Origin of the sequence: Paenibacillus sp. FSL R5-0887, from assembly GCF_038002305.1 — a bacterium.
Taxonomy (GTDB): domain Bacteria; phylum Bacillota; class Bacilli; order Paenibacillales; family Paenibacillaceae; genus Paenibacillus_AQ; species Paenibacillus_AQ odorifer.
The window spans coordinates 2,778,068-2,800,177 of the sequence record NZ_JBBOCE010000001.1 but is presented as its reverse complement, the minus strand read 5'-3'; the positions used below and the strand labels follow the sequence as shown (position 1 = coordinate 2,800,177).

Below are 22,110 nucleotides of genomic sequence, written 5' to 3'. Positions count from 1 at the left end.
TTTTAGTGATTTCAGTAAACGATTTTAAGACAGGCTTGACCGTAGAGGTGGACGGTGATATTTTTACCGTTCTTGATTTCCAGCACGTTAAACCAGGTAAAGGTGCTGCGTTCGTTCGCTCTAAGCTGAAAAACCTGCGCAATGGTAACACTGTTGAGCGTACTTTCCGTGCTGGTGAAACTATTGGCCGTGCTATTATTGAGAACCGTGGCGTGCAATATTTGTATGCAAGCGGATCGGAGCATGCTTTCATGGACAACGAAACTTATGACCAATTCGAATTGTCCAGCAAGCAGCTTGAATGGGAATTGAACTTCCTTAAAGAGAACATGACTGTAAACATCATCAGTTACCAAGGTGAAATCCTTGGGATTAACCTGCCTACCAGCGTAGAGCTGAAGGTTGTTGAAACTGAGCCAGGTGTGAAGGGAAATACTGCTCAAGGCGCTACTAAATCGGCCAAGCTTGAAACAGGTCATTCTGTACAAGTTCCTCTGTTCATCAATGAAGGAGATGTGTTGCTTATTGATACTCGCGAAGGTAAATATATCTCCCGCGCGTAGGAAGCATCATACTTGCCGAACTTATAACCAATCAGCCTCCCCCGTTATTACGGTGGGGGGTTTTTGGTATATAAACGAGGATGCATGAGGAACAGTATGGGTGTGGAATGTTATACTTACGAATTAAAGCATTAGAAGGAGGCGCATATGAGAAAATTAATTATATCTGAGTTCATATCCCTTGATGGTGTTATGGAAAATCCACAATGGACCTTCTCATTCGGAAGTGAAGAACAGGAGCATTTCAAGTTTGCTGAACTGAAAGCTGCTGACGCTCTAATGTTAGGACGGACAACCTACGAAGGTTTTGCAGAGGCTTGGCCAAATATGGTTGAGCAGACAGGTGAGTACGGTGAAATGATGAATGGATACGCTAAGTACGTAGTCTCCACAACTCTCGAAGAAACAACATGGAGCAATTCAAGCTTGATCAAGGGCGATCTTGCTCAGGAGGTGTCCAAGCTGAAGGAGCAGCCGGGGAGAGATATTCTCGTTTTTGGCAGTTGTACGCTTGCGCAGAGCCTGATGCAGCTTGGCCTTGTCGATGAATATCAGCTTCTGGTCTTCCCGATTCTGCTGGGTAGCGGTCAGCGCCTGTTCGAAAACGTTGGTGAAGAGAAGACTTTGGAGCTAGTGGACTCCAAAAGATTCAGTTCTGGAGTGATGGCCTTGACTTATCGACCAGCTTCTCAATAAAAAACCGGAAGACGAGTGAAATGAGGTCAGCTAGTGTCTTGAAGCTGACCTTATCTTTTTGTTAGCTTCTGGAAAATCAATAATTTTTTAATGAAATCATTAACGCATTACGCTATTTTCGTATTATACTGGTTTAAAGCGGGAAACCGATTAGAAGCAACTACATAGACCGATATGGGGAGTGAGTGGGACTTTGTCACTTTATGTTATGAAATTCGGAGGCAGCTCCGTCGGCGACACAGAACGCATGCAACGTGTTGCCAAGCGCATCGCAGACAAGCAGGATGAGGGACATCGCTGCGTTGTAGTTGTATCTGCTATGGGGGATACAACAGATGATTTGATCGATACGGCGAAGCAATTAAACGGGCAGCCGCCTGCACGTGAAATGGATATGCTGATGACAACAGGAGAGCAGATTTCCGTTGCTCTTTTGTCCATAGCTCTTCATGGGATCGGGCGGAATGCAGTATCTTATACAGGATGGCAGGCCGGGTTCCGTACAGACGAAACCCACGGTAGAGCTCGTATCAATGATATTGATCCACACCGTGTAGTAGCGTCTTTGGAACGCGAACAGATCGTTATCGTTGCCGGTTTCCAAGGGATGACTTTGGATGGTGAGATCACTACCCTGGGCCGCGGAGGATCGGACACGACAGCTGTAGCCCTTGCGGCTGCTATTCAAGCAGATGTATGTGAGATTTATACCGACGTTGATGGTATCTATTCTACAGATCCACGCATTGTGAAAACAGCCCGCAAGCTGAACGAAATCTCATACGATGAGATGCTAGAGCTTGCCAATCTGGGAGCGGCGGTACTACATCCGCGTGCAGTGGAGTATGCTAAGCGTCATCAAGTTAAGCTGGTCGTTAGATCGAGCTTTAATCATAATGAAGGTACTGTTGTGAAGGAGGAAGCAAGCATGGAGCAAGGAGTCGTAGTTAGTGGGATTGCTTATGATAAGAATGTAGCACGTGTCAGTATTCTAGGAGTACCTGATGTACCGGGTGTACTCGCCCAAGTCTTCGGTAAGCTGGCTGAAGAAGGCGTAAACGTTGATATCATAGTACAAAGTGGTGTGCAGAATGAGCAGGCTGACTTCTCATTTACAGTTTCACTTGATGAACTGGACCGTGCGAAGGAAGTCATTAAAGAAATCCATAAAACTTTACCTTACCGTGAAGTAACGTCCGAGGATAACCTCGTTAAGGTTTCTATTGTTGGCGCGGGTATGGTTAGCCATCCTGGTGTTGCAGCTCAAATGTTTGATGTGCTCTCCCAAGAGGGCGTAAGCATTAAGATGGTCAGCACGTCTGAGATTAAGGTTTCTTGTGTAATCGAATCCGGCAATTTGCCATCGATCATTCAGGCGCTTCACACTGCTTATAATCTGGATACAACTGAGCAGGCCTTTGTTGGTGGTCCTAAGGATCGTCGTTAAGAGCCGTTCAATCAATAAAAAGGGAGATCCTACAGCTATTTAGCTACGGGGTCTCCTTTTTGGGCATCAGCAATAAATGAAAAGGAACGCTGCAGGTTTGAATGCAGCGTTCCTTTTTACATCTATATGGGTATTTATCCTAAACGTCTAAACCGGCCTAGAATTTCAACAGTCTCAAGTACATTGACGAAAGAGCTTGGATCCGTCTCAAGGATAGTCTTACGCAGCTCTGACAGCTCATAGCGGGTCGTTACGGTCATCAGCATTGTATTACCCTCGTGACTGTAACCGCCCTCTGCGTTGACTACTGTGATGCCATGAGGCAGCTCTCTAAGACGATTCAGCATTTTATCCCGTTCCTTGGTAACAATGAAGCAGGTTAGCTTAACATGACGAATATGAATCATATCAACCACTCTGCTTTTCACAAAAATACAGAGCATAGCGTATAAGGCTGAGTCCCAGCTTTTAAAGAAGCCTAAACTCAGAATAACGATCCCATCCATTACGAAGAGTACATTCCCAATAGGAATATCCCGCTTACGTGTAATAATCGAGCCTAATATATCAAATCCTCCAGATGAACCCCCGGCACGGAGAGAAAATCCAACCCCGCCAGCAATAATTACGCCGCCAAAAATACTAGCCAAAATCGGGTCTTTGGTCACTTTTACCGCAGGAATAATTGTCATGAACCAGGTGGTAGCTAAAACGGAAAGCATGCTTAGTAAGATGTACTTTTTCCCCACTGCAATAAATCCCCAGATCAGAACAGGAAGGTTTATCGCAAAATAAATGATTGAGATGTACTTCGGATTAGTTACATACCCGATGACTGAAGCCACCCCTGCTACCCCGCCGCTTAGCAGTTGATGAGGAATTAGAAATAATCTCATCCCTGCGGCGACTAAAAAAGCTGAAAAAATAATGATTGCCGCTTCTCTTACTGGTCTGACTACGGACCGCATGCTGAGCGGTAGCCCGTAATTTCGTACGTGCATGACACAAATCCCCTCTTTTTCTTATGTCTTTTTAGTTTGCCTTTTTTTGAAAATATAAACTCACTATATTTCCAATTAAAAAGGATACCACAGATGAAGGCGTTCGTAAAAATTATTTTATCGTACTGATTATATTTATTTATGAACCCACTCACTATGAATTCTTTCACAGTCTGATCAGCAAATCTGTCATTTCTCATTGTCTAAAGTGAAAAAGCCACGCATATCCATGAGTAATAGAAAGCTAAACAAGCCTCAGATCTCTTTTGGTATGAATGAATTAGTAAAAGGAGTGGAGTAGATTGGACAAGTATGTAAGCTGGATGGCAACTCTGCGGTTGTTCTCGGGCAGTGCAGAGATTATAGCTGCGCTGATAATGCTCAGATTAAATCAGGTCGATAAGGCGCTGGCTGTCAATTCTGGACTGGCTTTGGTAGGCCCGACCATATTGATATTGACGACAGCTATTGGTCTGACTGGGATGGCACAGCAGCTGTCATGGAGCAAATTAGGCTGGGTGGGCTGCGGTGTAGCCTTTCTCTTAATCGGGATTTTGAAAAAATGATAGATGATAGGCATATTGGGCGCGTACAAGCATAAATATGGAATAAAGCAATTAAGTAGAGGACAGCTTGGGGGTACTTTGTATGGCAGATGATTGGCTGCAATTGTTTCCTGAAAAAGTAAGAGCGCTGTTAAAGTGCCTTCCCCTTCCGCTGCTAGGAATGGTGGAGGAGATTCGTGTCCGTGAAGGTCGTCCGCTGGAAATTAACTACTCTGGTAAATATCACTTTCTAAGAGTGAATGGCAGTTTGACGCAGAGGCCTGAAGAAGCTTACAAGCCGGATCGGGAAGACACTCATCGACTGCTAGACCTGATCAGCAACCATTCGCTATATACGATGGAAGAAGAGCTGAGAAAAGGATTTATTACGATTCCCGGCGGTCATCGGATAGGACTTGCTGGTCGGACAGTACTGAGTGGCGGAGGTGTAGAGCATCTTCGTGATATCACTGGCTTTAATGTCCGTATTGCTCGAGAAGTACCTGGAATCGCAGATGGAGTGCTGCCTTATTTACTGGACAAGGGGCGGCAGCGAATGATGCACACCTTGATTCTCTCCCCTCCACAACATGGCAAGACTACCCTGCTCCGCGATCTTGCAAGACAAATCTCCTTAGGGGAATTGGGCAAGCGCGAAGGGATTAGACCGGGGCTGAAGGTGGGAATTGTTGACGAACGGTCTGAAATTGCTGGCAGCCGGCGTGGTGTTCCCGCTTTTGACGTGGGTCCGCGGACTGATGTTCTTGATGGCTGTCCCAAGGCAGAAGGCATGATGATGATGATCCGGTCGCTATCGCCAGATGTATTAATCGCGGATGAGATTGGGCGTCCTGAAGATGCCGAAGCAGTTACCGAGGCCCTGCATGCCGGAATATCTGTCATTGCTTCCGCTCACGGAAAAGATGTAACAGAGTTGGCTCGTAGGCCGGGTCTTGGAGGACTGCTGGAACAAAAGATGTTCGAGAGATATGTCATACTCCATCGTTCAGAAGCAGGCCTCACGTTTCGTATTCTGGATGGCCAGAAAAGAGGAATGCTGCTTATCTCTCCCGGGGATCGACTAGGTGGTGATTTGCATGCTTAAGCTGTTCGGTGCTGTGCTCATTGTGGTGGCTGGTACGCTTGCAGGTCTCCAGTTTGCTCGTCAATATGCAGACAGGCCCAGACATATCAGAGGTTTAATAGCAGCACTACAGCGGTTGGAAACAGAGATCATGTACGGCTTCACCCCACTGCCGGAAGCCATGCGGCGGATTGGGAATCAGTCGAAGGACCCGCTGAAATCGTTGTTTGTCAAAACAGCGGAGGAGATGAGCCCTCCCTATGACAGAAGCGCCCAGGATGCCATCCAGCGGGCGATGGAAGCATATTGGAAGTCTACCGCTATGAAGGGGACAGAAAGAGAGATTCTTCGCCAGCTCAGCTGTACTCTCGGCACAAGCGATAGGTCGAATCAGAGCACTCATATCGCGTTAGCATTGCAGCAATTGAAGCAGGAGGAGTCGGTGGCCAGAGAGGATCAAGGCAAATATGAAAAGTTAAGTAAAAGCCTGGGTCTGCTGCTTGGAGTACTGATCGTCATTTTGATCTTTTAGCGAGGTGCCAGGAATGAATATTGAAGTCAATGCGATTTTTCAAATTGCCGGCATTGGCATAATTATCGCCATGATACACACGGTGCTCAAACAGATGGGAAAAGAGGATTTCGCACATTGGGTCACCGTGATCGGGTTCGTAGTCGTGCTGTTCATGGTGATTCGTATGCTGGACGGGTTGCTGCAGGAAATAAAAACGATCTTTCTTTTTCAATAGGCGTGCCATGGAGATTATTCAAGTTGTTGGGGTTGGGCTGATATCGACCATATTGATTCTCGTACTGAAGGAACAAAAACCGATGTTCGCCTTCCTTCTTGCTACTACAACAGGAATTCTAATTTTTATGTTTCTCATCGGCAAGATCGGAATGATCCTCTCTACACTGGAGCGGGTGGCTGAGTCATCGGGGATGGAAATGATTTATTTGAAGACTGTTTTCAAAATCATCGGCATTTCCTATATCGCGGAGTTCGGTGCACAGATTGTACGAGATGCCGGTCAGGAATCGATTGCTTCCAAAATAGAACTCGCCGGCAAAGTGCTAATTATGGTACTAGCCGTACCCATCATCAGCATCATTATCGAAACCGTCATGAAACTACTGCCTGCTTAAAGCAATCGTAAAGAGAGCTGAGCAACGAATCGGAAGGAGAAATTATGCAAGAGCGCAGTGTTTTCCGTCCTCCAAAACTAAAAATAATACTGCTGCTGCTTCCATTCTTTTTCATTCTATGGTTTGCAGGTACAGCTCAGAGTGTGCAAGCTTCCTCAACACCAGAATCCGGCAGTTCCTCCCCGGTAGACCAGTGGGTCAAGAGCCAGGTGAATAATTTGCCAAAAGATAAAGTCGAGTCGTACTGGGATCAGCTGATGAAGGATTATGGTGGTTTTTTCCCGGACGGGGCCACACCCACGCTAATGGACATGCTGCTTCCAGGAGATAAGGGGCTCAGCTTGAAGGGTGTGTTATCTGGGCTTCTAGGCTTTATGTGGCATGAGGTGCTGTACAACGGAAAGCTGCTCGTGACGATTGTGATGATCAGTGTGCTCAGCATGATTCTGGAGACGCTGCAAACCGCTTTTGAGCGAAAAACGGTCAGTAAGGTCGCTTATACGCTCTGTTATATGGTGGTGCTGGTAATTGCCGTGAACAGCTTCAATATCGCTATTGGTTATGCAAAGGATGCTATCGATCGGATGATCGATTTCATGATGGCGATGATTCCACTGCTGTTCGCGCTGCTGGCTTCGATGGGGAATATCGTTACGGTCTCTGTCACCCATCCGTTAATTGTTTTTATGATTCATACGGTTGGCACCATGATCCACACCCTTGTTTTTCCGCTTCTTTTCTTCTCGGCAGTGCTGCATCTGGTCAGCGCATTGTCAGAGAAATATAAACTAACCCAGCTGGCTAACCTGCTGCGAAACATCGGTGCTGGACTGTTAGGTGTACTGCTAACTGTGTTCCTAGGTGTAATTTCCGTGCGAGGGATAACAAGCTCAGTAACGGATGGGGTCACCATTAGGGCCGCTAAATATATTACAGGGAATTTTGTTCCGGTCATCGGCAAAATGTTCGCGGATGCCACAGACACAGTAATCTCAGCTTCACTGCTGGTGAAGAATGCGATCGGGTTATCGGGTGTCATTATCATATTGTTCCTGTGTGCTTTTCCGGCAATCAAAATCCTGGTGCTTGCCCTTATCTACAACATAGCCGCCGCTGTGATGCAGCCGCTGGGAGAGACACCGATTGTAGTCTGTCTCCAGACGATTGGAAAAAGCATGGTGTACGTATTCGCTGCTTTGGCTGCTGTTTCCTTAATGTTTTTTATGGCGGTTACGATCATGCTGACTGCGGGCAATTTGACCGTAATGATGAGGTGAAGCAACAAAACCTTTAGGAGGGAAACCATGAGCTGGTTAGGCGGTTGGCTGCGGGAGATCATCCTGGTTGTGCTGTTGGCGTCATTTGTTGAATTGCTGCTCCCAAGCAAATCCATGGAGCGTTATGCAAGATTGGTGCTAAGTCTCCTAATCCTGCTCACGATGCTCAGCCCTATTGTCTCTCTCCTGAAAGGTGATGCAATCTCCGAACTGAGTGTCGCTATGGGACAGCAAGAGAAAGAGGGCGGTTTGTTCACTGGCGGAGGGAAGGGAAACCCATCCTTGGAACAGATTCTGGCAGATGGGCAAAAGCTTGCACAAGGCCGTCAGGAACAGAGTCTGCAGCTCGCTGCCGAAGAGGTGGCGGGTCAGATGAAAGAGCAGATTATCAGTGAGACCGGCAAACGCGGGGTTAATGTCACCGTAACGCTGGGCATGGGGAAGTCTGGCGGCACTGGTAACGAAGACGTTCCTGTCATTTCCAATGTAAGGGTCTCTATGCCTCAGACAACGGCTAAGTCCCCTGGTACTTCCGGAGCTTCCAGCACAGCGACTACAGCACCCATTACAATCTCTCCTGTAGCACCTGTAGAAGTTAAAATTGGCGCTAATCCGGCAGATAACGTAGAGAGTGAAGCAACATCATCAGCTGAACCTAATAAAGCAGTGAACGGAACTGTAGCTGAAGACAGCGCGTCCTCGAGTGAAATGGAGTCCATTGTAAAGCTGCTGGAACTGAAGTGGGATTTGGATCCCAAAGTCATTCAGGTGGATGGCAGCGTGGCTAGTAACGTCAAATCATGAGCTTGATGTTTCTAAGAAACTATAATTTTTAGGAGGGATGGGAGTGAGCAATTGGCTGAAAAAGCTTGAGCAGTGGGCTGGGGGTGGGGCCGGCAGTCCGAAGAGAAGCCATACCTTTCGCTGGCTGATCATTCTGGGTCTGCTGGGCGCAGCGATCATGCTATTCAATTCCTTCGTCAATGTGAAGAGGATTGATAACGAGAATACAGGGCGTGAGCCGCCGGTGAATCAGTCCTCTCAAACGGCGCTGGTGCAGAGTGATCCAACCACAACGACCAATTCATTCGACAGCATCGAACTAGCGATGGAGAACCGGATGAAGGAAATTTTGGAGAAAATCGTTGGCGTCGGTACAGTCGATATCATGGTTACAGTGGAGTCTACAGAAGAAATTGTCGTGGTGCGTAATATGAATGACTCCCAACAGCTTAGTGAAGAGACGGATGCCAGTGGGGGGAAACGTCATACGACACAATATACGAGGGATGGCGAAATCGTAACCTACTCGCAATCAGGGGACGAGACACCCATCGTGACGAAGCGGATCAAACCTCAGGTACGCGGCGTACTGGTAGTTGCCAAAGGGGCAGAGAACAAGGTTGTTCGTGGACTTGTCGAGCAGGCTATAGAAAAAGGCTTGAACGTCCCGATCCAGCGCATTTCAGTAGTACCACGCAAACAAGAGTAGCAGGAGAAAGTCAATAAGTGAGTGCTTCCGAAGCAGCCACTAGATTAAATTTTAGGAGGAATTAGGAATGAACGGCAAAAGACAAACGATATGGTTGGTTTCTATGCTCAGCTTGATGGTGGTCCTCTCTGCATACTATTTATTCACTGAAGACTCAGGTGCTTCGATTCCAAAAGACACGGCTGGCACAATGCAGGTTGATTCCCTGAAAGACACAGCAGGTGCAGCGTTGCCAACGGTTGGTGACAAAGGTGTTGTTGTGAACGAAGTTGTTAGTCAAGGCGATGTTGTTGCCGATGAAGGCGTTGTAGATAGCACTACTGGCGCCGCTACTACGGACGACAGCGCTACTGCCGCCAAAACGGATGACAGTGCTGCTACCGCTAAAACGGATGATAGCACTACTACTGCTAAAACGGACGAAAGTACAACTACAGCTGCTAAGGACGATAGCAGTAAAGCTGCCGCAAATAGCAGTGACTCAGAGAAGGCAACAACCGACACTGCTGCTAAAGATGCCGCGAAAACAGATACATCTGCTAAAGATACAGCCGCAAATACAACAACCAAGACTCCAGCTAAAAATGACAAAGAAATTCTCGATGAAGTAGCTTCTCAAAGTGTATCGGCGAGCAGCATGTTCACTAACTACCTTTATGAACGTGAGCAAAAGAATCTTAAGAACCAACAAGACTTGCTTGCTTTGATTAATGACATGGACAAAACACCTGCTGATAACGCAGTCGCTCAAGAACAACTTCTTAATCTTGAAGAAAAAGAATCCAAAATTACCGGTATTGAAGAACAGCTTCAACAAAAATATGGCGAAGCGATTGTAAAGGAAGAAGCTGGAGACAGCTATAAAGTAGTCGTTCTCAGCGACAAACTGGATGTAAAGCAAGCGGTCAGCATCGTGGATCTCGTAATGAAGGAACTGAGTGTATCTCAAGATAAAATTAGTGTACAATACGTTTCTGAGCAATAATAAGCTGTATAATTAAAAGAAAAATGACGAAAGAGCTCGGGTTGCCCCGGGCTCTTTCCATTTTTACCGATTGTGATATAATACATAAAGTTATCTTGTCCGCTTAAGAAGTGGCTTCGAGAGAAAGCTGAAGGAGTGAACTGATATATGTTCAAGTTGAGCGAAATTAAGGAATTGATTAAATTGCTGGACCAGACCTCCTCTGTACATGAGTTGGAGATCGAAAGCGAAGGAATGAAGCTTGCAATTCGCAAACCGGATCGCCCTGAAGCTGATGGAACAGCAGTACAGGCGACTCCTTATGCTGCCTATCCCTTTACGCCTGCCCCGCAGCCGCAGAGCGTACCGCAAGTATCCTATCCGGTAGTAGGTGAAGTTCCTCCAGCGCAGCAGCCACAAGCAGCTGCAGAAGGCAAACTACATAAAATTGTGTCTCCAATGGTGGGGACCTTTTATAGTGCCGCTTCTCCGGAAACGCCTTCGTTTGTTAATGTTGGAGACCGTGTAAGTGAAAAAACAACGGTTTGCATTATTGAGGCGATGAAACTGATGAATGAGCTGGAAGCGGAGATCAAAGGTGAAATCGTGTCTGTGCTTGCTGAGAACGGTCAGCTTGTAGAATACGGTCAACCACTATTCTTGGTTAAACCGGAATAAATACCGCAGACTACTTAAGGAGCGGAAGCTTCGCAAAACTTTGGGAGGAAACGCATGAACATTCAAAAAGTGTTGATTGCCAACCGCGGCGAAATCGCGGTCCGCATTATTAGGGCCTGCCGTGAGCTGGGCATTTCCACCGTCGCGGTCTATTCGGAACCCGACCGGGATTCACTGCATGTCCGGTTGGCTGATGAAGCTTACTGCATCGGTCCGATGCCGGCCAAGGACAGCTATCTGAACTTTACAAATATTATGAGTGTAGCCACCTTAACGGAATGTGATGCCATCCATCCTGGCTATGGATTTTTAGCTGAAAATGCGGATTTTGCAGAGATTTGTGAATCTTGCAATATTATCTTCATAGGACCTTCTCCAGATGCCATAAACCGTATGGGTGATAAGGCTGTGGCGAAGGAAACCATGAAACTGGCTGGAGTTCCGATTATCCCGGGCTCAGATGGTCTTGTAGGCGATGTAGAGGAAGCTGTCATGCTGGGCCGCGATATTGGGTACCCAATCATCGTTAAGGCGACTGCAGGTGGCGGAGGTAAGGGAATACGGATTGCTGAGGACGAGGAATCTTTAGTGAAGCAGATTACTGCTGCACAACAGGAAGCACAAAAGGCGTTTGGTAACGCTGGTGTATATCTGGAGAAATTCCTAACAGGCATGAAGCATGTGGAGATTCAGATTATTGCAGATAAACATGGCAATGTAGTGCATTTAGGTGAACGGGACTGCTCCGTGCAGCGTCGTCGCCAAAAGCTGATTGAAGAGGCACCTTGTTCAGTGCTCACACCGGAAATTCGTGAAGCAATGGGTAATGCAGCAGTTCGAGCAGCACTTGCCGTGAATTATTCGGGAGCCGGAACACTTGAATTCCTGCTTGGACCGGATGGACAGTTCTACTTCATGGAGATGAATACCCGTATTCAGGTTGAACATCCAGTAACAGAAATGGTTACAGGTGTGGATTTGATTAAGGAAATGATCTCTGTAGCAGAAGGCAATCCGCTGTCATTCACTCAGGAAGATATCGTGATTAATGGCTGGTCCATTGAATGCCGTATAAATGCTGAAGATCCTGAGCGTAATTTCATGCCTTCACCAGGAAAAATCGGCTTTTATTTGCCACCAGGAGGCCTTGGCGTTCGTGTAGATAGTGCGGCGTACCCAGGATATACGATTTCCCCTTTCTATGATTCTATGATTGCAAAACTGATTGTCTGGGCTCCTACACGTCAGGAAGCGGTTGCGAAGATGAAGCGCGCCTTGGCTGAATTCGCCGTGGAAGGCATTCATACCACCATCCCTTTCCATCAGAAACTGTTGGAGCATCCTGTATTTTTGGATGGTAACTTTGACATTAAGTTTCTTGAAGAGTATGAAATTTAGGACGACTTCGGTTTGTTTGTCATAAAGTTCGTCAAATGATATAGTATGTTTAATAAGAGACGTGCTTTACGCTTGAAATCATGAACAATCTTTCTTGAAAGGTGTGAAGTCTAAAATGAGTACATTGCCGACAGAATACGAACGGACGGAAATCGGTGAAATCCAGATTGCTCCTGAAGTAATCGAGGTTATTGCAGGTCTGGCGACCGTTGAGGTTAAAGGTGTAGCAGGTATGAGCGGCGGATTCGCCGGTGGTATTGTTGAACTTCTTGGACGTAAGAATCTGTCCAAAGGAGTTAAAGTAGAGGTTGGACAACGTGAAGCTGCGGTGGATGTTTCTGTAATTATTGAATATGGCAATCGCCTTCCTGAAGTGGCTGCTGAAATTCAACGTAATGTTAAGCGCTCCATCGAGACTATGACTGGTCTGACTGTTGTGGAAGTGAATGTGCATATTCATGATGTGCAATTCAAGAACAACAACACTGTAGACAAGAACGAAGAAACTGAAACGATTCTTCGTGTGAAATAGCAGTCATCGTTCTTCCATAAACCCCCGACAGCAAAGTCGAGGGTTTACTCTAATTTAAGGAGGTTATGAGACTCGTGGCAAAAATTTTGGACAGACTTTTGCTGTTTGTCTACAGCTTAAGTATCGGAATACTATCTGTTATTGCCATCCTCCTCTTAAGCGGTGCGATTCCTAGAACTTTGGAGATTGAGAATGGACCAGCAGCTTATATTACAGCAATAATAGTAGCAGTTGTCTTGTTCCTTCTGAGCATCCGATTTTTCTACATCTCTCTGCGCCGTGATCGCGCTTCATTGCCTTCGGTCGATCAGCGTACAGAGTATGGGGATATCCAGATTTCAATGGAAACTATTGAGAATCTGAGTCTTAAGGCTGCCGGTAAAGTGAAGGGAATCAGAGATCTCAAGTCACGTATTCGTGTCTCGCAGGCTGGCCTTGAAATTACAATTCGTGCAGTAGTCGACGGTGAGCATTCATTACCGCTGCTTACCACAGAAGTACAACGTCAGGTGCATGATTTCGTGCAGGAGACAACCGGCATTCCGGTTGCTGATGTGTCTGTATATATTGCTAACCTCACGCAGTCTCCAAGCTTCAAAAGTCGAGTGGAATAGAGGTGAGTTTCCCTTATGTCTTGGAAAGAAGTATGGGAAAGTCACGGGGGTAGAATCGCCGGAGTGACTTTCGGCATTGGTCTGGGTTTGATTTATTTAATTTGCGGTTTTTGGGATATGCTGTTCTTTGCACTGGTAGTGTTCATCGGATATACGCTCGGCAAAAGAAAGGATACCGCGCAAGCGCCCCTGTTTCAATGGCAGGAGTTGGTTTCGCGATTATCCGGACGCTGGCGTCCCTTTAAGTGAACCGCGATAGTCTTTTTCCCGGAGCAGGAAACCGTAAGTTTGTGTTGTCCGTTGCCCCCGGAAGAAAGGCTTTGCGGTTTTTTTGCGACAAGGGATCGGTATATTTGCGAGCTTCCTCTGAAGGTATCTTCGCTTTGTGCAATAATCCTCACAGGATTAGGGAAAGAATGAATAAGTGTGAAGCAATATTTGGGTTGTAGACGTTGTTGCAGTACAAGTGAATATTTTAATGCGATATAAGATTTTAGGAGGAACACATGAAAAGACGTATAGCTAGAGAGATTATTGTCCAAAGCCTGTATCAGATGGAAATGAACGATGTGGAAAGCGCGGAAGCCGTAGAAATGCTGCTCGAGGAAGCTTCAGAAGAGAATGAAACCGAACGTGTAATCACGGACGAGATTCAGCTTAAACACTATGTGGTAGAGCATGTGAATGGGGTATGGGAGCACAAGGTAGCGATCGACGATATACTTGAACATTACCTGAAGGGCTGGCAAATGAGCCGTCTGTCACGTGTGGATCGTCAGATTCTACGTTTAGCAGCGTATGAAATGGTGTTCGCCAATGATGTGCCTGCGAAGGTTGCGGTGAATGAAGCGATCGATTTGGCCAAGCATTTTGGAACGGATGATTCCGGGAAGTTTGTTAACGGAGTACTCGGCAAGATGATCCAAGAGATAGATACTATTAAAGCTGACCATTCTTAATTTATAAACCATAGTAAAGTATATAAAAGGGGAGAGACTAACATGACAGCAGCAATCATCAGTGGTAAACAAGTATCCGAGGAAATTCGTATTAGCATTGCCCAAGAGGTTGCTGAACTGGCGAAACGCGGCGTAAAGCCCGGTTTGGCTGTTATTCTAGTAGGTGAAGACCCGGGATCTCAGGTTTATGTTCGCAATAAGGAGAAATCTTGTATCAGCTTAGGATTCCATTCGGAAGTGCATAAATTGGATGAATCCACTTCTCAAGAAGAACTTCTGGCACTGGTAGCAGAGCTAAACGGACGCGATGATATCGACGGAATTCTGGTTCAACTCCCATTGCCTAAGCATATCGAGGAGAAGGCTGTTATTGATGCAATCTCCGTGGAAAAGGATGTAGACGGCTTTCACCCTGTCAATGTAGGCAACCTGGTCATCGGTGCTGACAGTCTTCTTCCATGTACTCCTGCAGGAGTAATCGAACTGATCAAACGTACAGGAACAGGTATGGCAGGTAAACATGCCGTTGTAATTGGTCGTAGCAATATTGTAGGAAAGCCAGTTTCCCTCTTGTTGCAACGCGAAAATGCTACCGTAACTATGTGCCATTCCCGTACAGCTAATATGCAAGAGATTAGCCGTCAAGCGGATATTTTGGTTGTAGCGATCGGACGAGCTAATTTCATTGATGCTTCCTATGTGAAGCCGGGTGCTGTTGTCATTGATGTGGGCATGAACCGTCTGGATAACGGTAAACTCGCAGGTGATGTTGATTATGAAAGTGCAAAAGAAGTTGCCGGATACATCACGCCTGTTCCAGGCGGGGTTGGTCCGATGACTATTACAATGCTGATGAGCAACACGCTGATTGCGGCTAAACGCCGTCACGGCCTGGAATAGGGGTAAGATTCATGGCGGCAGAGCGGCAGGTTTATTCGATCAAAGAACTCAACCGTTATATCCGCATGAAGCTAGACTCGGATAATTTACTTTCGGATGTGTGGATTCGCGGAGAGATATCCAACTTTACACATCATGGCAGCGGGCATATGTATTTTACACTTAAGGACGAGAGCAGCCGCATTAAAGCGATTATGTTCGCTTCTCATAACCAGCGGCTACCCTTTATTCCGAAAGAAGGCGCTCGGGTAATTGCCAGAGGTAATGTGACCGTTTATGAACGGGATGGGCAATATCAGTTCTACGCCACACATATGCAGCCTGATGGGATTGGCAGTTTATATCTGGCCTATGAGCAGCTGAAGAGCAAGCTTGAAAAAGAAGGCCTTTTTGCAGAAGCTCGCAAGCGTTCGTTGCCGCGGTTTCCGAAGTGTATTGGTGTGATTACTTCCCCAACAGGAGCAGCTGTACGAGATATTGTGATTACGCTTCAGCGGCGGTTTCCGCAGGTAGCTATTGTAATCTATCCCGTACTGGTGCAAGGCAAAGGCGCTGCGCCTTCGATAGTGAAGGCGATTGGTGCGCTGAACGCCATGGGTGAAGCCGACGTGCTTATCGTCGGCCGCGGCGGCGGTTCGCTGGAGGAGCTGTGGGCGTTCAACGAGGAGGAAGTCGCGCGAGCGATATCGGCATCAAGGATTCCGGTCATCTCGGCCGTCGGCCACGAGACCGATTTCACGATTGCCGATTTCGCCGCCGACCTCCGCGCGGCTACGCCCACAGCGGCCGCTGAGCTGGCCGTGCCTCATGCCGGCGAGCTAGCTGCGCAGCTTCGCCAGCTGCAGCAGCGGCTGCGCCAGGCGCTGCAACAACGCGCCCAGCGTGGACGCGAGCACCACTCGGTGCTGCAGCGCTCGCTGGCGCTGGCAGGGCCGCGCCGCACGCTGATTCAGCACACGCAGCGGCTGGACATGCTGCGTGAGCGGCTCCAGCGCTCGGCGGATGCACGGCTCAGCCGTTCCCGCGAGCGCAAGGCGGTGCTGCATCACAGTCTGCAGCGGTTCCATCCGCGCGACAGTGTTGCCGCAGCACGTCAGCGCACGGACAGTATGCGCCGTGAGTTAATGGGCGCTATGCAGGCTCGTTTGCAGGAGAAGCGATCTCGCTATGTGGCAGAGATTCGTCACCTGGATGCGCTGAGCCCGCTAAAAGTTATGTCGCGAGGCTACAGCTTAGTGTATGACGAGGCGGAAGAACATTTAATCAAATCGCTGACCGAAGTGCAGCTTGGCGATCTTGTGGTGATAAAGATGAATGACGGACAGCTGAACTGCCAAGTATGGGGGATGAAGGAGGATGGCAAAGACGATGACGAAGGAAGCGGAACTTGATTTTGAAGGCGCTATGGACCGACTGGAGGAAATCGTTCGTGAGCTTGAACACGGCGACGTTCCTCTGGAGAAGGCCATCGATTTATTTCAGCAGGGCATGAAGCTGTCGCAGCTTTGCGGCAGCAAGCTGGAACAAGTAGAGCGTAAGATCGAAATGATTACCCAAGAGGACGGAGAACTGCGCAAAAAGCCGTTTGGTGCACGTCTGGAAGGGGACGCCGATGAATCGCTTTGAGAATGATCTGGAGGGAAGCTCCGCAAGTGAAAGCATGCGGCAGCCGCTGGAGGATTACATCGCATCGATAAGTGATTTGCTCTCACATGAGCTTGAGACTATTCTTCCCGCAGCGTGGACGGTTCCAGAAAATTTACAGCAAGCGATGAAGTATTCGCTAATGGCAGGGGGCAAACGCCTCCGGCCGTTGCTTGTGATCGCTGCTTGTGAATCACTGGGAGGCAGCCGTGAAGCAGCCTTGCCTGTTGCAGCCGCGATTGAGATGGTACATACCTACTCGTTGATTCATGATGATCTGCCTGCCATGGATAATGATGATTATCGGCGCGGCAAGCTGACGAATCATAAAGTCTTTGGTGAAGCATCAGCTATTCTTGCGGGTGATGCGCTTTTGACCCATGCTTTTTATAGTGTGGTACAAGCCTCGCGTAAATTTGGCATTCCTGCTGAAAATGTTTTATCCATAGTGGAGGATCTGGCGGAAATGGCAGGTCCACGCGGCATGGTCGGCGGTCAGATTGCAGATATGGAAGGCGAGCAAGGACTAACAGATCTTGCGCAGTTGAAGTATATTCATCTGCATAAAACCGGAGATTTAATTATCTTTTCGTTGTTAGCCGGCGGACGTATCGCAGGGGCAACAGAGAAGCAGCTTGAAGCTCTGCGTGATTTTGGTACAAGCATCGGACTAGCTTTTCAAATCCAGGATGATATTCTTGATTTGGTTGGTGATGAAGGCAAGCTTGGCAAAAAAACAGGTAGCGATATCAAGCAGCAGAAGGTAACCTACCCTTATTTTATTGGGTTGGAGGAATCTCGTGCTGAGGTGAAGCAGCTTACAGAAGCAGCCCGAAATGCTGTGCTGAATGGCGGTTTTTACGACAACCAGCGCCTGCTGGAAATTGCAGATTATTTAATGGCACGTGATCACTAAGTATGAACTTTCGAAGCGGCTGTATTTCGACAGCCGTTTCGTTTGTGTTATAATGGTTTTTATATATTTTACAACATCTAGGAAAGCGGGGAACTATTCGTGCTGCTTCCACAAATAAATGATCCACAACAACTGAAATCACTGTCAGTCGAAGAATTAACTACTCTTGCAGAGGAGATTCGACGATTTCTGATTGAGAAGCTTACAGCAACCGGCGGGCACCTCGGTTCTAATCTGGGGGTGGTGGAGCTCACGCTGGCCTTACATTATTGCTACAACAGTCCTCGTGACAAAATGATCTACGACGTTGGCCACCAAGCCTATGTCCACAAAATACTGACCGGCCGTCAAGATCGCTTTGATACCCTGCGCAAATATCAGGGATTGTGCGGCTTTGTTAAGCGCTCTGAAAGCGAACATGATGTGTGGGAGGCTGGACATAGCAGCACCTCTTTGTCGGCAGCGATGGGGATGGCTATGGCTCGTGATCTAAAAGGCGAAGACAACAAGGTGATTGCCGTGATTGGTGACGGTGCGCTTACCGGCGGGATGGCTTTTGAAGCGCTTAACCACATTGGCCATGAGAAGCGTAAGCTGATGGTTATTTTGAACGATAATGAAATGTCGATTGCTCCGAATGTAGGGGCGATGCACAATTATTTAAGCAAAATTCGTTCGGACCGTCATTATTTGCGTGCCAAAGACGAGGTTGAAGGGCTGCTTAAGAAGATTCCAGCCATCGGTGGACGATTAGCGAAAACCGCTGAACAATTAAAAAACAGTCTTAAATATATGATGGTTCCTGGAGTATTGTTTGAAGAGCTTGGCTTTACGTATCTTGGGCCAGTGGATGGACATGATCTGGAGAAAATGATCGACACCTTCCATCAAGCAGATAACGTGGCGGGTCCTGTGCTTGTGCATGTGCTGACGACCAAAGGCAAGGGCTATAAACCGGCTGAGACTGATTTTTATAAATCGCATGCTATTTCCCCTTACAAAATTGAGTCAGGTCAGGCACTTAAAGCTGTAGGTCCTCCAATGTACACCGAAGTATTTGGTAGTACACTGATTGAGCTAGGACGTGAAGATTCGCGTCTGATTGCAGTTACCCCTGCGATGCCAGGCGGTTCAGGTTTGTTTCCTTTTGCGAAGGAATTCCCGGATCGTATGATTGACGTGGGGATTGCAGAGCAGCATGCAGCAACCTTGTGTGCAGCTTTGGCTATGGAAGGGATGAAGCCGGTATACGCCGTGTATTCTACCTTCATGCAGCGTGCCTATGATCAGATCGTCCATGATATTTGCCGCCATAATGCCAATGTTATGTTCGCCATTGACCGTGCTGGATTTGTGGGTGCGGATGGTGAGACTCATCAGGGTGTGTACGATGTTGCTTTTATGCGCCATATCCCTAATATGGTTATGATGATGCCAAAAGACGAAAATGAGCTGCGTCATATGATGAAGACGGCACTTGAATATAATGACGGTCCAATTGCTTACCGCTATCCGCGTATTAACGGAACAGGTGTGGCATTGGACGCTGAACTGCATACCCTTCCTATAGGATCATGGGAACGACTGCGTACAGGAGAAGGATATGCTGTTGTGGCATGTGGTCCTATGGTTCAAGTGGCTGAAGAAGCCGCTGATTTGCTGAAGCGGGAAGGGATTCAGGTGGGCGTTGTGAATGCGCGTTTCCTGAAGCCGCTTGATAATTCCATGCTTCTGGATTTGGCTCATGCTGGAACCAATATGGTTGTTATTGAAGAGGCTTGCCAAGCGGGAAGTCTCGGCAGTGCGGTATTGGAGTTCTACGCGGAGCATGAAATTTATGACGCCCGTGTACATCTGATGGGTGTGCCCGACATCTTCGTGGAGCATGGCTCCATTAAAGAACAACGTCAGCAAACAGGTCTTACCGTAGAAGCGTTATGTGCACGTATCAAGTCCATGATGGCTCTAAGTGCTTATAATTACAAAACGACTTCGTCTTCCTAAGTGGAAGCCGGAAATTAGTAACCCTTGAACGATCGGGAGATGACCATGGAACACCGTAAAGAACGGATTGATGTACTGCTTGTGGAGCAAGGTTTTTATGAAAGCCGGGAGAAAGCTAAAGCTGCTATTATGGCAGGGTTAGTGCTCGCGGATGAGGAACGTATTGAAAAAGCTGGCATGAAGGTCTCGCGGGAGTCTACCCTTAAGGTTAAAGGCTCTGTGCATCCGTATGTCAGTCGTGGAGGCCTAAAGCTGGAGAAGGCTCTTCGCCAATTTAATATTGATCTTACCGGTCGGAACATGCTGGACATTGGTGCTTCCACTGGCGGCTTCACAGATTGTGCGCTTCAGAATGGTGTAAGCCATGTGTACGCCATTGATGTTGGCTATAACCAGCTGGATTGGTCACTGCGGAATGATGAGCGAGTGAGCGTTATGGAGCGTACGAACTTCCGGTATATGACACCTACAGATTTGCAGGGTCCTGTTCCGGACTTTGCCAGTATTGATGTATCTTTTATATCCTTAAAAATAATTCTCCCACCCCTCAAAGCCTTGCTGCAACGTCCAGCAGATATCGCTGCACTCATCAAGCCGCAATTTGAGGCTGGACGTGAGAAGGTTGGAAAATCAGGTGTGATTCGTGATTCTGCTGTCCATAAAGAGGTTTTGATTAATGTACTGACTATGGCTGCAGAGTTAGGATTCGGTCTCCATGGATTGACTTTTTCGCCAATTACAGGCGGGGAAGGCAATATTGAGTTTCTTGCTCATTGGAGACTGACGCCAGAAGTGGCGGAAGGCGAAGAATCATCCGTACAGCCGGCAGCTGCTGTTGCAGCAGTCATTCCAGTAGAGGACTTTCCATCCCTTGCTGATGAAGTGATTAAGCAGGCTACGGGTACTTTTAATGTGAGTTCTACTCATGGAAACTCCGCGCGCCGTTAGAGCTTTATGAACACCCCGTCAACCTCAAATGGTCAGCGGGGTGTTTTTTTTGAGTGGGAAGTCTGAAGAGTTCAACCTTGAAAATTCCTCTTCATCTGTTAAGATTGAGGGAGCAGATTTGCTCAAAGGGATTGAATTTATTAAAATAAAGACCCGGTATAAAATCCGGGTCTTTATATTTTGAATCTTTTTTTGGATTTACTGTGCTCGTTGTAATTGTAAATTGCTGAATTAGCGAATAATATCAATTATGCGGAAAGCTTATAAAAAGACAGCTTAGAAGCAGGATTTACCAGGGCTTCACGCGAATAAATCACCGAGGTGATTGATAGTGGCGGGTAGCTCTGACAAGGTCGTTATGGCGTTTATTGGGGTAGCATTATCGATTTTTATAATATATCGGATATATGTATGGCTGCAGAGTTCTCCGCGTTCTTTTATGAAGGATCAAATTCCGTTCAATAAAGTGATTATTCCACATCCCTCTATTGATATACTTGAGGATGAAGGATATGAGGTCGTTGGAGGGAAATTAAAAATCCCCTTGTCTTTCAACGTAAATGGGGCGCAGATGTATAGCCGGTTATTTATAGATTATGTGGCGACAAAAGAGGAAGGAACTTTATATTTAGTTATCCTTTCCAGACCACGCAAGCCTTTGGATTTCACTGGCAGTGGCTTACGTGATACCTTGCTTCCCTACCTGCTGATCTATCCGGAATGCAGCGGCGTTCTATATGTTAATGTAGCAACAGCATCGATCCATGTCATTAAGCTTGGCAAAGACGACGGAGAATCAAACTGAGTCCATATTTTTTATATACCAGGAGGCAACAATGAAGGGACAACGACATATTAAGATTCGTGAAATTATTACACAAAAGGATATCGAGACACAGGACGAGCTTGTGGAAGCCTTGCGGGAATCAGGTTTTCAAGTTACTCAAGCCACAGTATCTCGAGATATAAAAGAGCTGTTGCTCATCAAGGTACCCATGGATGATGGAAGATATAAATATTCACTTCCAACGGATCAACGGTACAATCCCATTCAGAAGCTTAAGCGCGTTCTTGTGGATAATTTTGTGCAGATCGATTCCTCGGCTAATCTTGTGGTGATGAAATGTTTACCAGGTACGGCTAACTCTGTCGCTGCTTTAATTGATAATATTGACTGGCCGCAAATTATGGGAACCCTTTCTGGTGATGATACAATCCTTATCATTTGCCGTTTACCTGAGGACAGCAAGACCGTAATTTCACAAATCATGGGTTATATTTCTTAATTATAATTAATCAGAT

27 protein-coding genes are annotated in these 22,110 nt (G+C 47.0%); 26 read left to right on the top strand and 1 reads right to left on the bottom strand.

Translation table 11 applies throughout. The features are described 5' to 3' along the window. The first annotated feature begins 5 nt into the window (after positions 1-5). The 3 genes from efp to MKY14_RS12680 all read left to right on the top strand — a co-directional run bounded on the left by efp (position 6) and on the right by MKY14_RS12680 (position 2,706). A complete protein-coding gene (gene efp / locus MKY14_RS12690) occupies positions 6-563 on the top strand; it encodes an elongation factor P (RefSeq protein WP_038572538.1) in 558 nt (185 codons plus the stop codon). Positions 564-710: 147 nt separating this feature from the next. Beyond that, complete coding sequence (locus MKY14_RS12685) at positions 711-1,259, top strand: dihydrofolate reductase family protein (RefSeq protein ID WP_076278401.1); 549 nt, start codon at positions 711-713, stop codon at positions 1,257-1,259. Between the two features lie 193 nt (positions 1,260-1,452). After that, complete coding sequence (locus MKY14_RS12680) at positions 1,453-2,706, top strand: aspartate kinase (RefSeq protein ID WP_036682855.1); 1,254 nt, start codon at positions 1,453-1,455, stop codon at positions 2,704-2,706. A 134-nt stretch (positions 2,707-2,840) separates the two neighbouring features. Here MKY14_RS12680 and MKY14_RS12675 read toward each other — a convergent pair whose 3' ends face one another. After that, entirely contained in the window at positions 2,841-3,707 is an 867-nt protein-coding gene (locus MKY14_RS12675; RefSeq protein ID WP_081382367.1) for a YitT family protein, read from the bottom strand. A 302-nt stretch (positions 3,708-4,009) separates the two neighbouring features. Here MKY14_RS12675 and MKY14_RS12670 point away from each other — a divergent pair, with 302 nt between their 5' ends. The 23 genes from MKY14_RS12670 (at position 4,010) to ahrC (ending at position 22,094) form a co-directional block, all read left to right on the top strand. After that, a complete protein-coding gene (locus MKY14_RS12670; RefSeq protein WP_371915730.1) occupies positions 4,010-4,273 on the top strand; it encodes a YqhV family protein in 264 nt (87 codons plus the stop codon). A gap of 82 nt (positions 4,274-4,355) precedes the next feature. Then, positions 4,356-5,357: a stage III sporulation protein AA gene (gene spoIIIAA, locus MKY14_RS12665; RefSeq protein ID WP_076129644.1), complete on the top strand. Its 1,002-nt coding sequence runs from the start codon at positions 4,356-4,358 to the stop codon at positions 5,355-5,357. After that, positions 5,350-5,868, top strand: coding sequence for a stage III sporulation protein SpoIIIAB (gene spoIIIAB / locus MKY14_RS12660; RefSeq protein WP_076104383.1), 519 nt, complete (start codon positions 5,350-5,352; stop codon positions 5,866-5,868). The genes spoIIIAA and spoIIIAB overlap by 8 nt, the downstream gene beginning before the upstream one ends. A 13-nt stretch (positions 5,869-5,881) precedes the next feature. Next, complete coding sequence (gene spoIIIAC, locus MKY14_RS12655; RefSeq protein ID WP_036682849.1) at positions 5,882-6,085, top strand: stage III sporulation protein AC; 204 nt, start codon at positions 5,882-5,884, stop codon at positions 6,083-6,085. Positions 6,086-6,092: 7 nt separating this feature from the next. Further along, positions 6,093-6,482 (top strand): stage III sporulation protein AD, encoded by a 390-nt coding sequence (gene spoIIIAD / locus MKY14_RS12650; protein WP_340010838.1) that lies wholly within the window; start codon positions 6,093-6,095, stop codon positions 6,480-6,482. 44 nt (positions 6,483-6,526) lie between these two features. Beyond that, positions 6,527-7,759 (top strand): stage III sporulation protein AE, encoded by a 1,233-nt coding sequence (gene spoIIIAE / locus MKY14_RS12645; RefSeq protein WP_036682845.1) that lies wholly within the window; start codon positions 6,527-6,529, stop codon positions 7,757-7,759. Positions 7,760-7,786: 27 nt separating this feature from the next. Next, positions 7,787-8,563: a stage III sporulation protein AF gene (spoIIIAF, locus tag MKY14_RS12640; protein ID WP_340976570.1), complete on the top strand. Its 777-nt coding sequence runs from the start codon at positions 7,787-7,789 to the stop codon at positions 8,561-8,563. Positions 8,564-8,606: 43 nt separating this feature from the next. Beyond that, the gene (spoIIIAG, locus tag MKY14_RS12635) at positions 8,607-9,251 is read left to right on the top strand and encodes a stage III sporulation protein AG (RefSeq protein ID WP_175617305.1); all 645 of its coding nucleotides are present in this window, start codon (positions 8,607-8,609) and stop codon (positions 9,249-9,251) included. Between the two features lie 67 nt (positions 9,252-9,318). Further along, the gene (locus MKY14_RS12630) at positions 9,319-10,236 is read left to right on the top strand and encodes a SpoIIIAH-like family protein (RefSeq protein WP_076278399.1); all 918 of its coding nucleotides are present in this window, start codon (positions 9,319-9,321) and stop codon (positions 10,234-10,236) included. A gap of 147 nt (positions 10,237-10,383) precedes the next feature. Continuing rightward, a complete protein-coding gene (accB, locus tag MKY14_RS12625; RefSeq protein WP_340940721.1) occupies positions 10,384-10,893 on the top strand; it encodes an acetyl-CoA carboxylase biotin carboxyl carrier protein in 510 nt (169 codons plus the stop codon). Between the two features lie 54 nt (positions 10,894-10,947). Next, positions 10,948-12,291, top strand: coding sequence for an acetyl-CoA carboxylase biotin carboxylase subunit (accC, locus tag MKY14_RS12620; protein WP_076129648.1), 1,344 nt, complete (start codon positions 10,948-10,950; stop codon positions 12,289-12,291). Positions 12,292-12,406: 115 nt separating this feature from the next. Further along, positions 12,407-12,823, top strand: coding sequence for an Asp23/Gls24 family envelope stress response protein (locus MKY14_RS12615; RefSeq protein ID WP_076129649.1), 417 nt, complete (start codon positions 12,407-12,409; stop codon positions 12,821-12,823). 74 nt (positions 12,824-12,897) lie between these two features. Further along, positions 12,898-13,437, top strand: coding sequence for an alkaline shock response membrane anchor protein AmaP (gene amaP, locus MKY14_RS12610; RefSeq protein WP_036682827.1), 540 nt, complete (start codon positions 12,898-12,900; stop codon positions 13,435-13,437). A 15-nt stretch (positions 13,438-13,452) separates the two neighbouring features. After that, positions 13,453-13,686, top strand: a complete 234-nt coding sequence (locus tag MKY14_RS12605) for a DUF2273 domain-containing protein (RefSeq protein ID WP_036682825.1) — start codon at positions 13,453-13,455, stop codon at positions 13,684-13,686. 257 nt (positions 13,687-13,943) lie between these two features. Next, positions 13,944-14,396 (top strand): transcription antitermination factor NusB, encoded by a 453-nt coding sequence (nusB, locus tag MKY14_RS12600; protein ID WP_036682824.1) that lies wholly within the window; start codon positions 13,944-13,946, stop codon positions 14,394-14,396. 42 nt (positions 14,397-14,438) lie between these two features. Then, the gene (folD, locus tag MKY14_RS12595) at positions 14,439-15,296 is read left to right on the top strand and encodes a bifunctional methylenetetrahydrofolate dehydrogenase/methenyltetrahydrofolate cyclohydrolase FolD (protein ID WP_036682821.1); all 858 of its coding nucleotides are present in this window, start codon (positions 14,439-14,441) and stop codon (positions 15,294-15,296) included. An 11-nt stretch (positions 15,297-15,307) separates the two neighbouring features. Continuing rightward, complete coding sequence (gene xseA, locus MKY14_RS12590) at positions 15,308-16,687, top strand: exodeoxyribonuclease VII large subunit (protein ID WP_340976568.1); 1,380 nt, start codon at positions 15,308-15,310, stop codon at positions 16,685-16,687. Then, positions 16,665-16,922, top strand: coding sequence for an exodeoxyribonuclease VII small subunit (gene xseB, locus MKY14_RS12585; RefSeq protein ID WP_036682818.1), 258 nt, complete (start codon positions 16,665-16,667; stop codon positions 16,920-16,922). Before xseA ends, xseB begins: the two co-directional genes overlap by 23 nt. Next, complete coding sequence (locus tag MKY14_RS12580; RefSeq protein ID WP_076281389.1) at positions 16,909-17,856, top strand: polyprenyl synthetase family protein; 948 nt, start codon at positions 16,909-16,911, stop codon at positions 17,854-17,856. Before xseB ends, MKY14_RS12580 begins: the two co-directional genes overlap by 14 nt. Before the next feature lie 99 nt (positions 17,857-17,955). After that, entirely contained in the window at positions 17,956-19,860 is a 1,905-nt protein-coding gene (gene dxs, locus MKY14_RS12575; protein WP_076129652.1) for a 1-deoxy-D-xylulose-5-phosphate synthase, read from the top strand. A gap of 45 nt (positions 19,861-19,905) precedes the next feature. Continuing rightward, positions 19,906-20,808, top strand: a complete 903-nt coding sequence (locus MKY14_RS12570) for a TlyA family RNA methyltransferase (protein ID WP_076129653.1) — start codon at positions 19,906-19,908, stop codon at positions 20,806-20,808. Between the two features lie 331 nt (positions 20,809-21,139). Then, positions 21,140-21,613 carry a hypothetical protein gene (locus MKY14_RS12565; RefSeq protein WP_254857028.1) on the top strand — a complete coding sequence of 158 codons (474 nt, stop codon included), beginning with the start codon at positions 21,140-21,142 and terminating at the stop codon, positions 21,611-21,613. A 31-nt stretch (positions 21,614-21,644) separates the two neighbouring features. After that, positions 21,645-22,094 carry a transcriptional regulator AhrC/ArgR gene (ahrC, locus tag MKY14_RS12560; protein ID WP_036682813.1) on the top strand — a complete coding sequence of 150 codons (450 nt, stop codon included), beginning with the start codon at positions 21,645-21,647 and terminating at the stop codon, positions 22,092-22,094. Positions 22,095-22,110: the final 16 nt, after the last annotated feature.

What these genes read in the sequence shown, in the direction of transcription:
- MKY14_RS12685 (WP_076278401.1), top strand. Translation starts at nt 711, where the DNA reads ATGAGAAAATTAATTATATCTGAGTTCATATCCCTTGATGGTGTTATG.
- MKY14_RS12675 (WP_081382367.1), bottom strand. Translation starts at nt 3,707, where the DNA reads ATGCACGTACGAAATTACGGGCTACCGCTCAGCATGCGGTCCGTAGTC.
- spoIIIAA (WP_076129644.1), top strand. Translation starts at nt 4,356, where the DNA reads ATGGCAGATGATTGGCTGCAATTGTTTCCTGAAAAAGTAAGAGCGCTG.
- spoIIIAB (WP_076104383.1), top strand. Translation starts at nt 5,350, where the DNA reads ATGCTTAAGCTGTTCGGTGCTGTGCTCATTGTGGTGGCTGGTACGCTT.
- spoIIIAC (WP_036682849.1), top strand. Translation starts at nt 5,882, where the DNA reads ATGAATATTGAAGTCAATGCGATTTTTCAAATTGCCGGCATTGGCATA.
- spoIIIAD (WP_340010838.1), top strand. Translation starts at nt 6,093, where the DNA reads ATGGAGATTATTCAAGTTGTTGGGGTTGGGCTGATATCGACCATATTG.
- spoIIIAE (WP_036682845.1), top strand. Translation starts at nt 6,527, where the DNA reads ATGCAAGAGCGCAGTGTTTTCCGTCCTCCAAAACTAAAAATAATACTG.
- spoIIIAF (WP_340976570.1), top strand. Translation starts at nt 7,787, where the DNA reads ATGAGCTGGTTAGGCGGTTGGCTGCGGGAGATCATCCTGGTTGTGCTG.
- MKY14_RS12630 (WP_076278399.1), top strand. Translation starts at nt 9,319, where the DNA reads ATGAACGGCAAAAGACAAACGATATGGTTGGTTTCTATGCTCAGCTTG.
- accB (WP_340940721.1), top strand. Translation starts at nt 10,384, where the DNA reads ATGTTCAAGTTGAGCGAAATTAAGGAATTGATTAAATTGCTGGACCAG.
- accC (WP_076129648.1), top strand. Translation starts at nt 10,948, where the DNA reads ATGAACATTCAAAAAGTGTTGATTGCCAACCGCGGCGAAATCGCGGTC.
- MKY14_RS12615 (WP_076129649.1), top strand. Translation starts at nt 12,407, where the DNA reads ATGAGTACATTGCCGACAGAATACGAACGGACGGAAATCGGTGAAATC.
- MKY14_RS12605 (WP_036682825.1), top strand. Translation starts at nt 13,453, where the DNA reads ATGTCTTGGAAAGAAGTATGGGAAAGTCACGGGGGTAGAATCGCCGGA.
- nusB (WP_036682824.1), top strand. Translation starts at nt 13,944, where the DNA reads ATGAAAAGACGTATAGCTAGAGAGATTATTGTCCAAAGCCTGTATCAG.
- folD (WP_036682821.1), top strand. Translation starts at nt 14,439, where the DNA reads ATGACAGCAGCAATCATCAGTGGTAAACAAGTATCCGAGGAAATTCGT.
- xseA (WP_340976568.1), top strand. Translation starts at nt 15,308, where the DNA reads ATGGCGGCAGAGCGGCAGGTTTATTCGATCAAAGAACTCAACCGTTAT.
- xseB (WP_036682818.1), top strand. Translation starts at nt 16,665, where the DNA reads ATGACGAAGGAAGCGGAACTTGATTTTGAAGGCGCTATGGACCGACTG.
- MKY14_RS12580 (WP_076281389.1), top strand. Translation starts at nt 16,909, where the DNA reads ATGAATCGCTTTGAGAATGATCTGGAGGGAAGCTCCGCAAGTGAAAGC.
- MKY14_RS12570 (WP_076129653.1), top strand. Translation starts at nt 19,906, where the DNA reads ATGGAACACCGTAAAGAACGGATTGATGTACTGCTTGTGGAGCAAGGT.
- ahrC (WP_036682813.1), top strand. Translation starts at nt 21,645, where the DNA reads ATGAAGGGACAACGACATATTAAGATTCGTGAAATTATTACACAAAAG.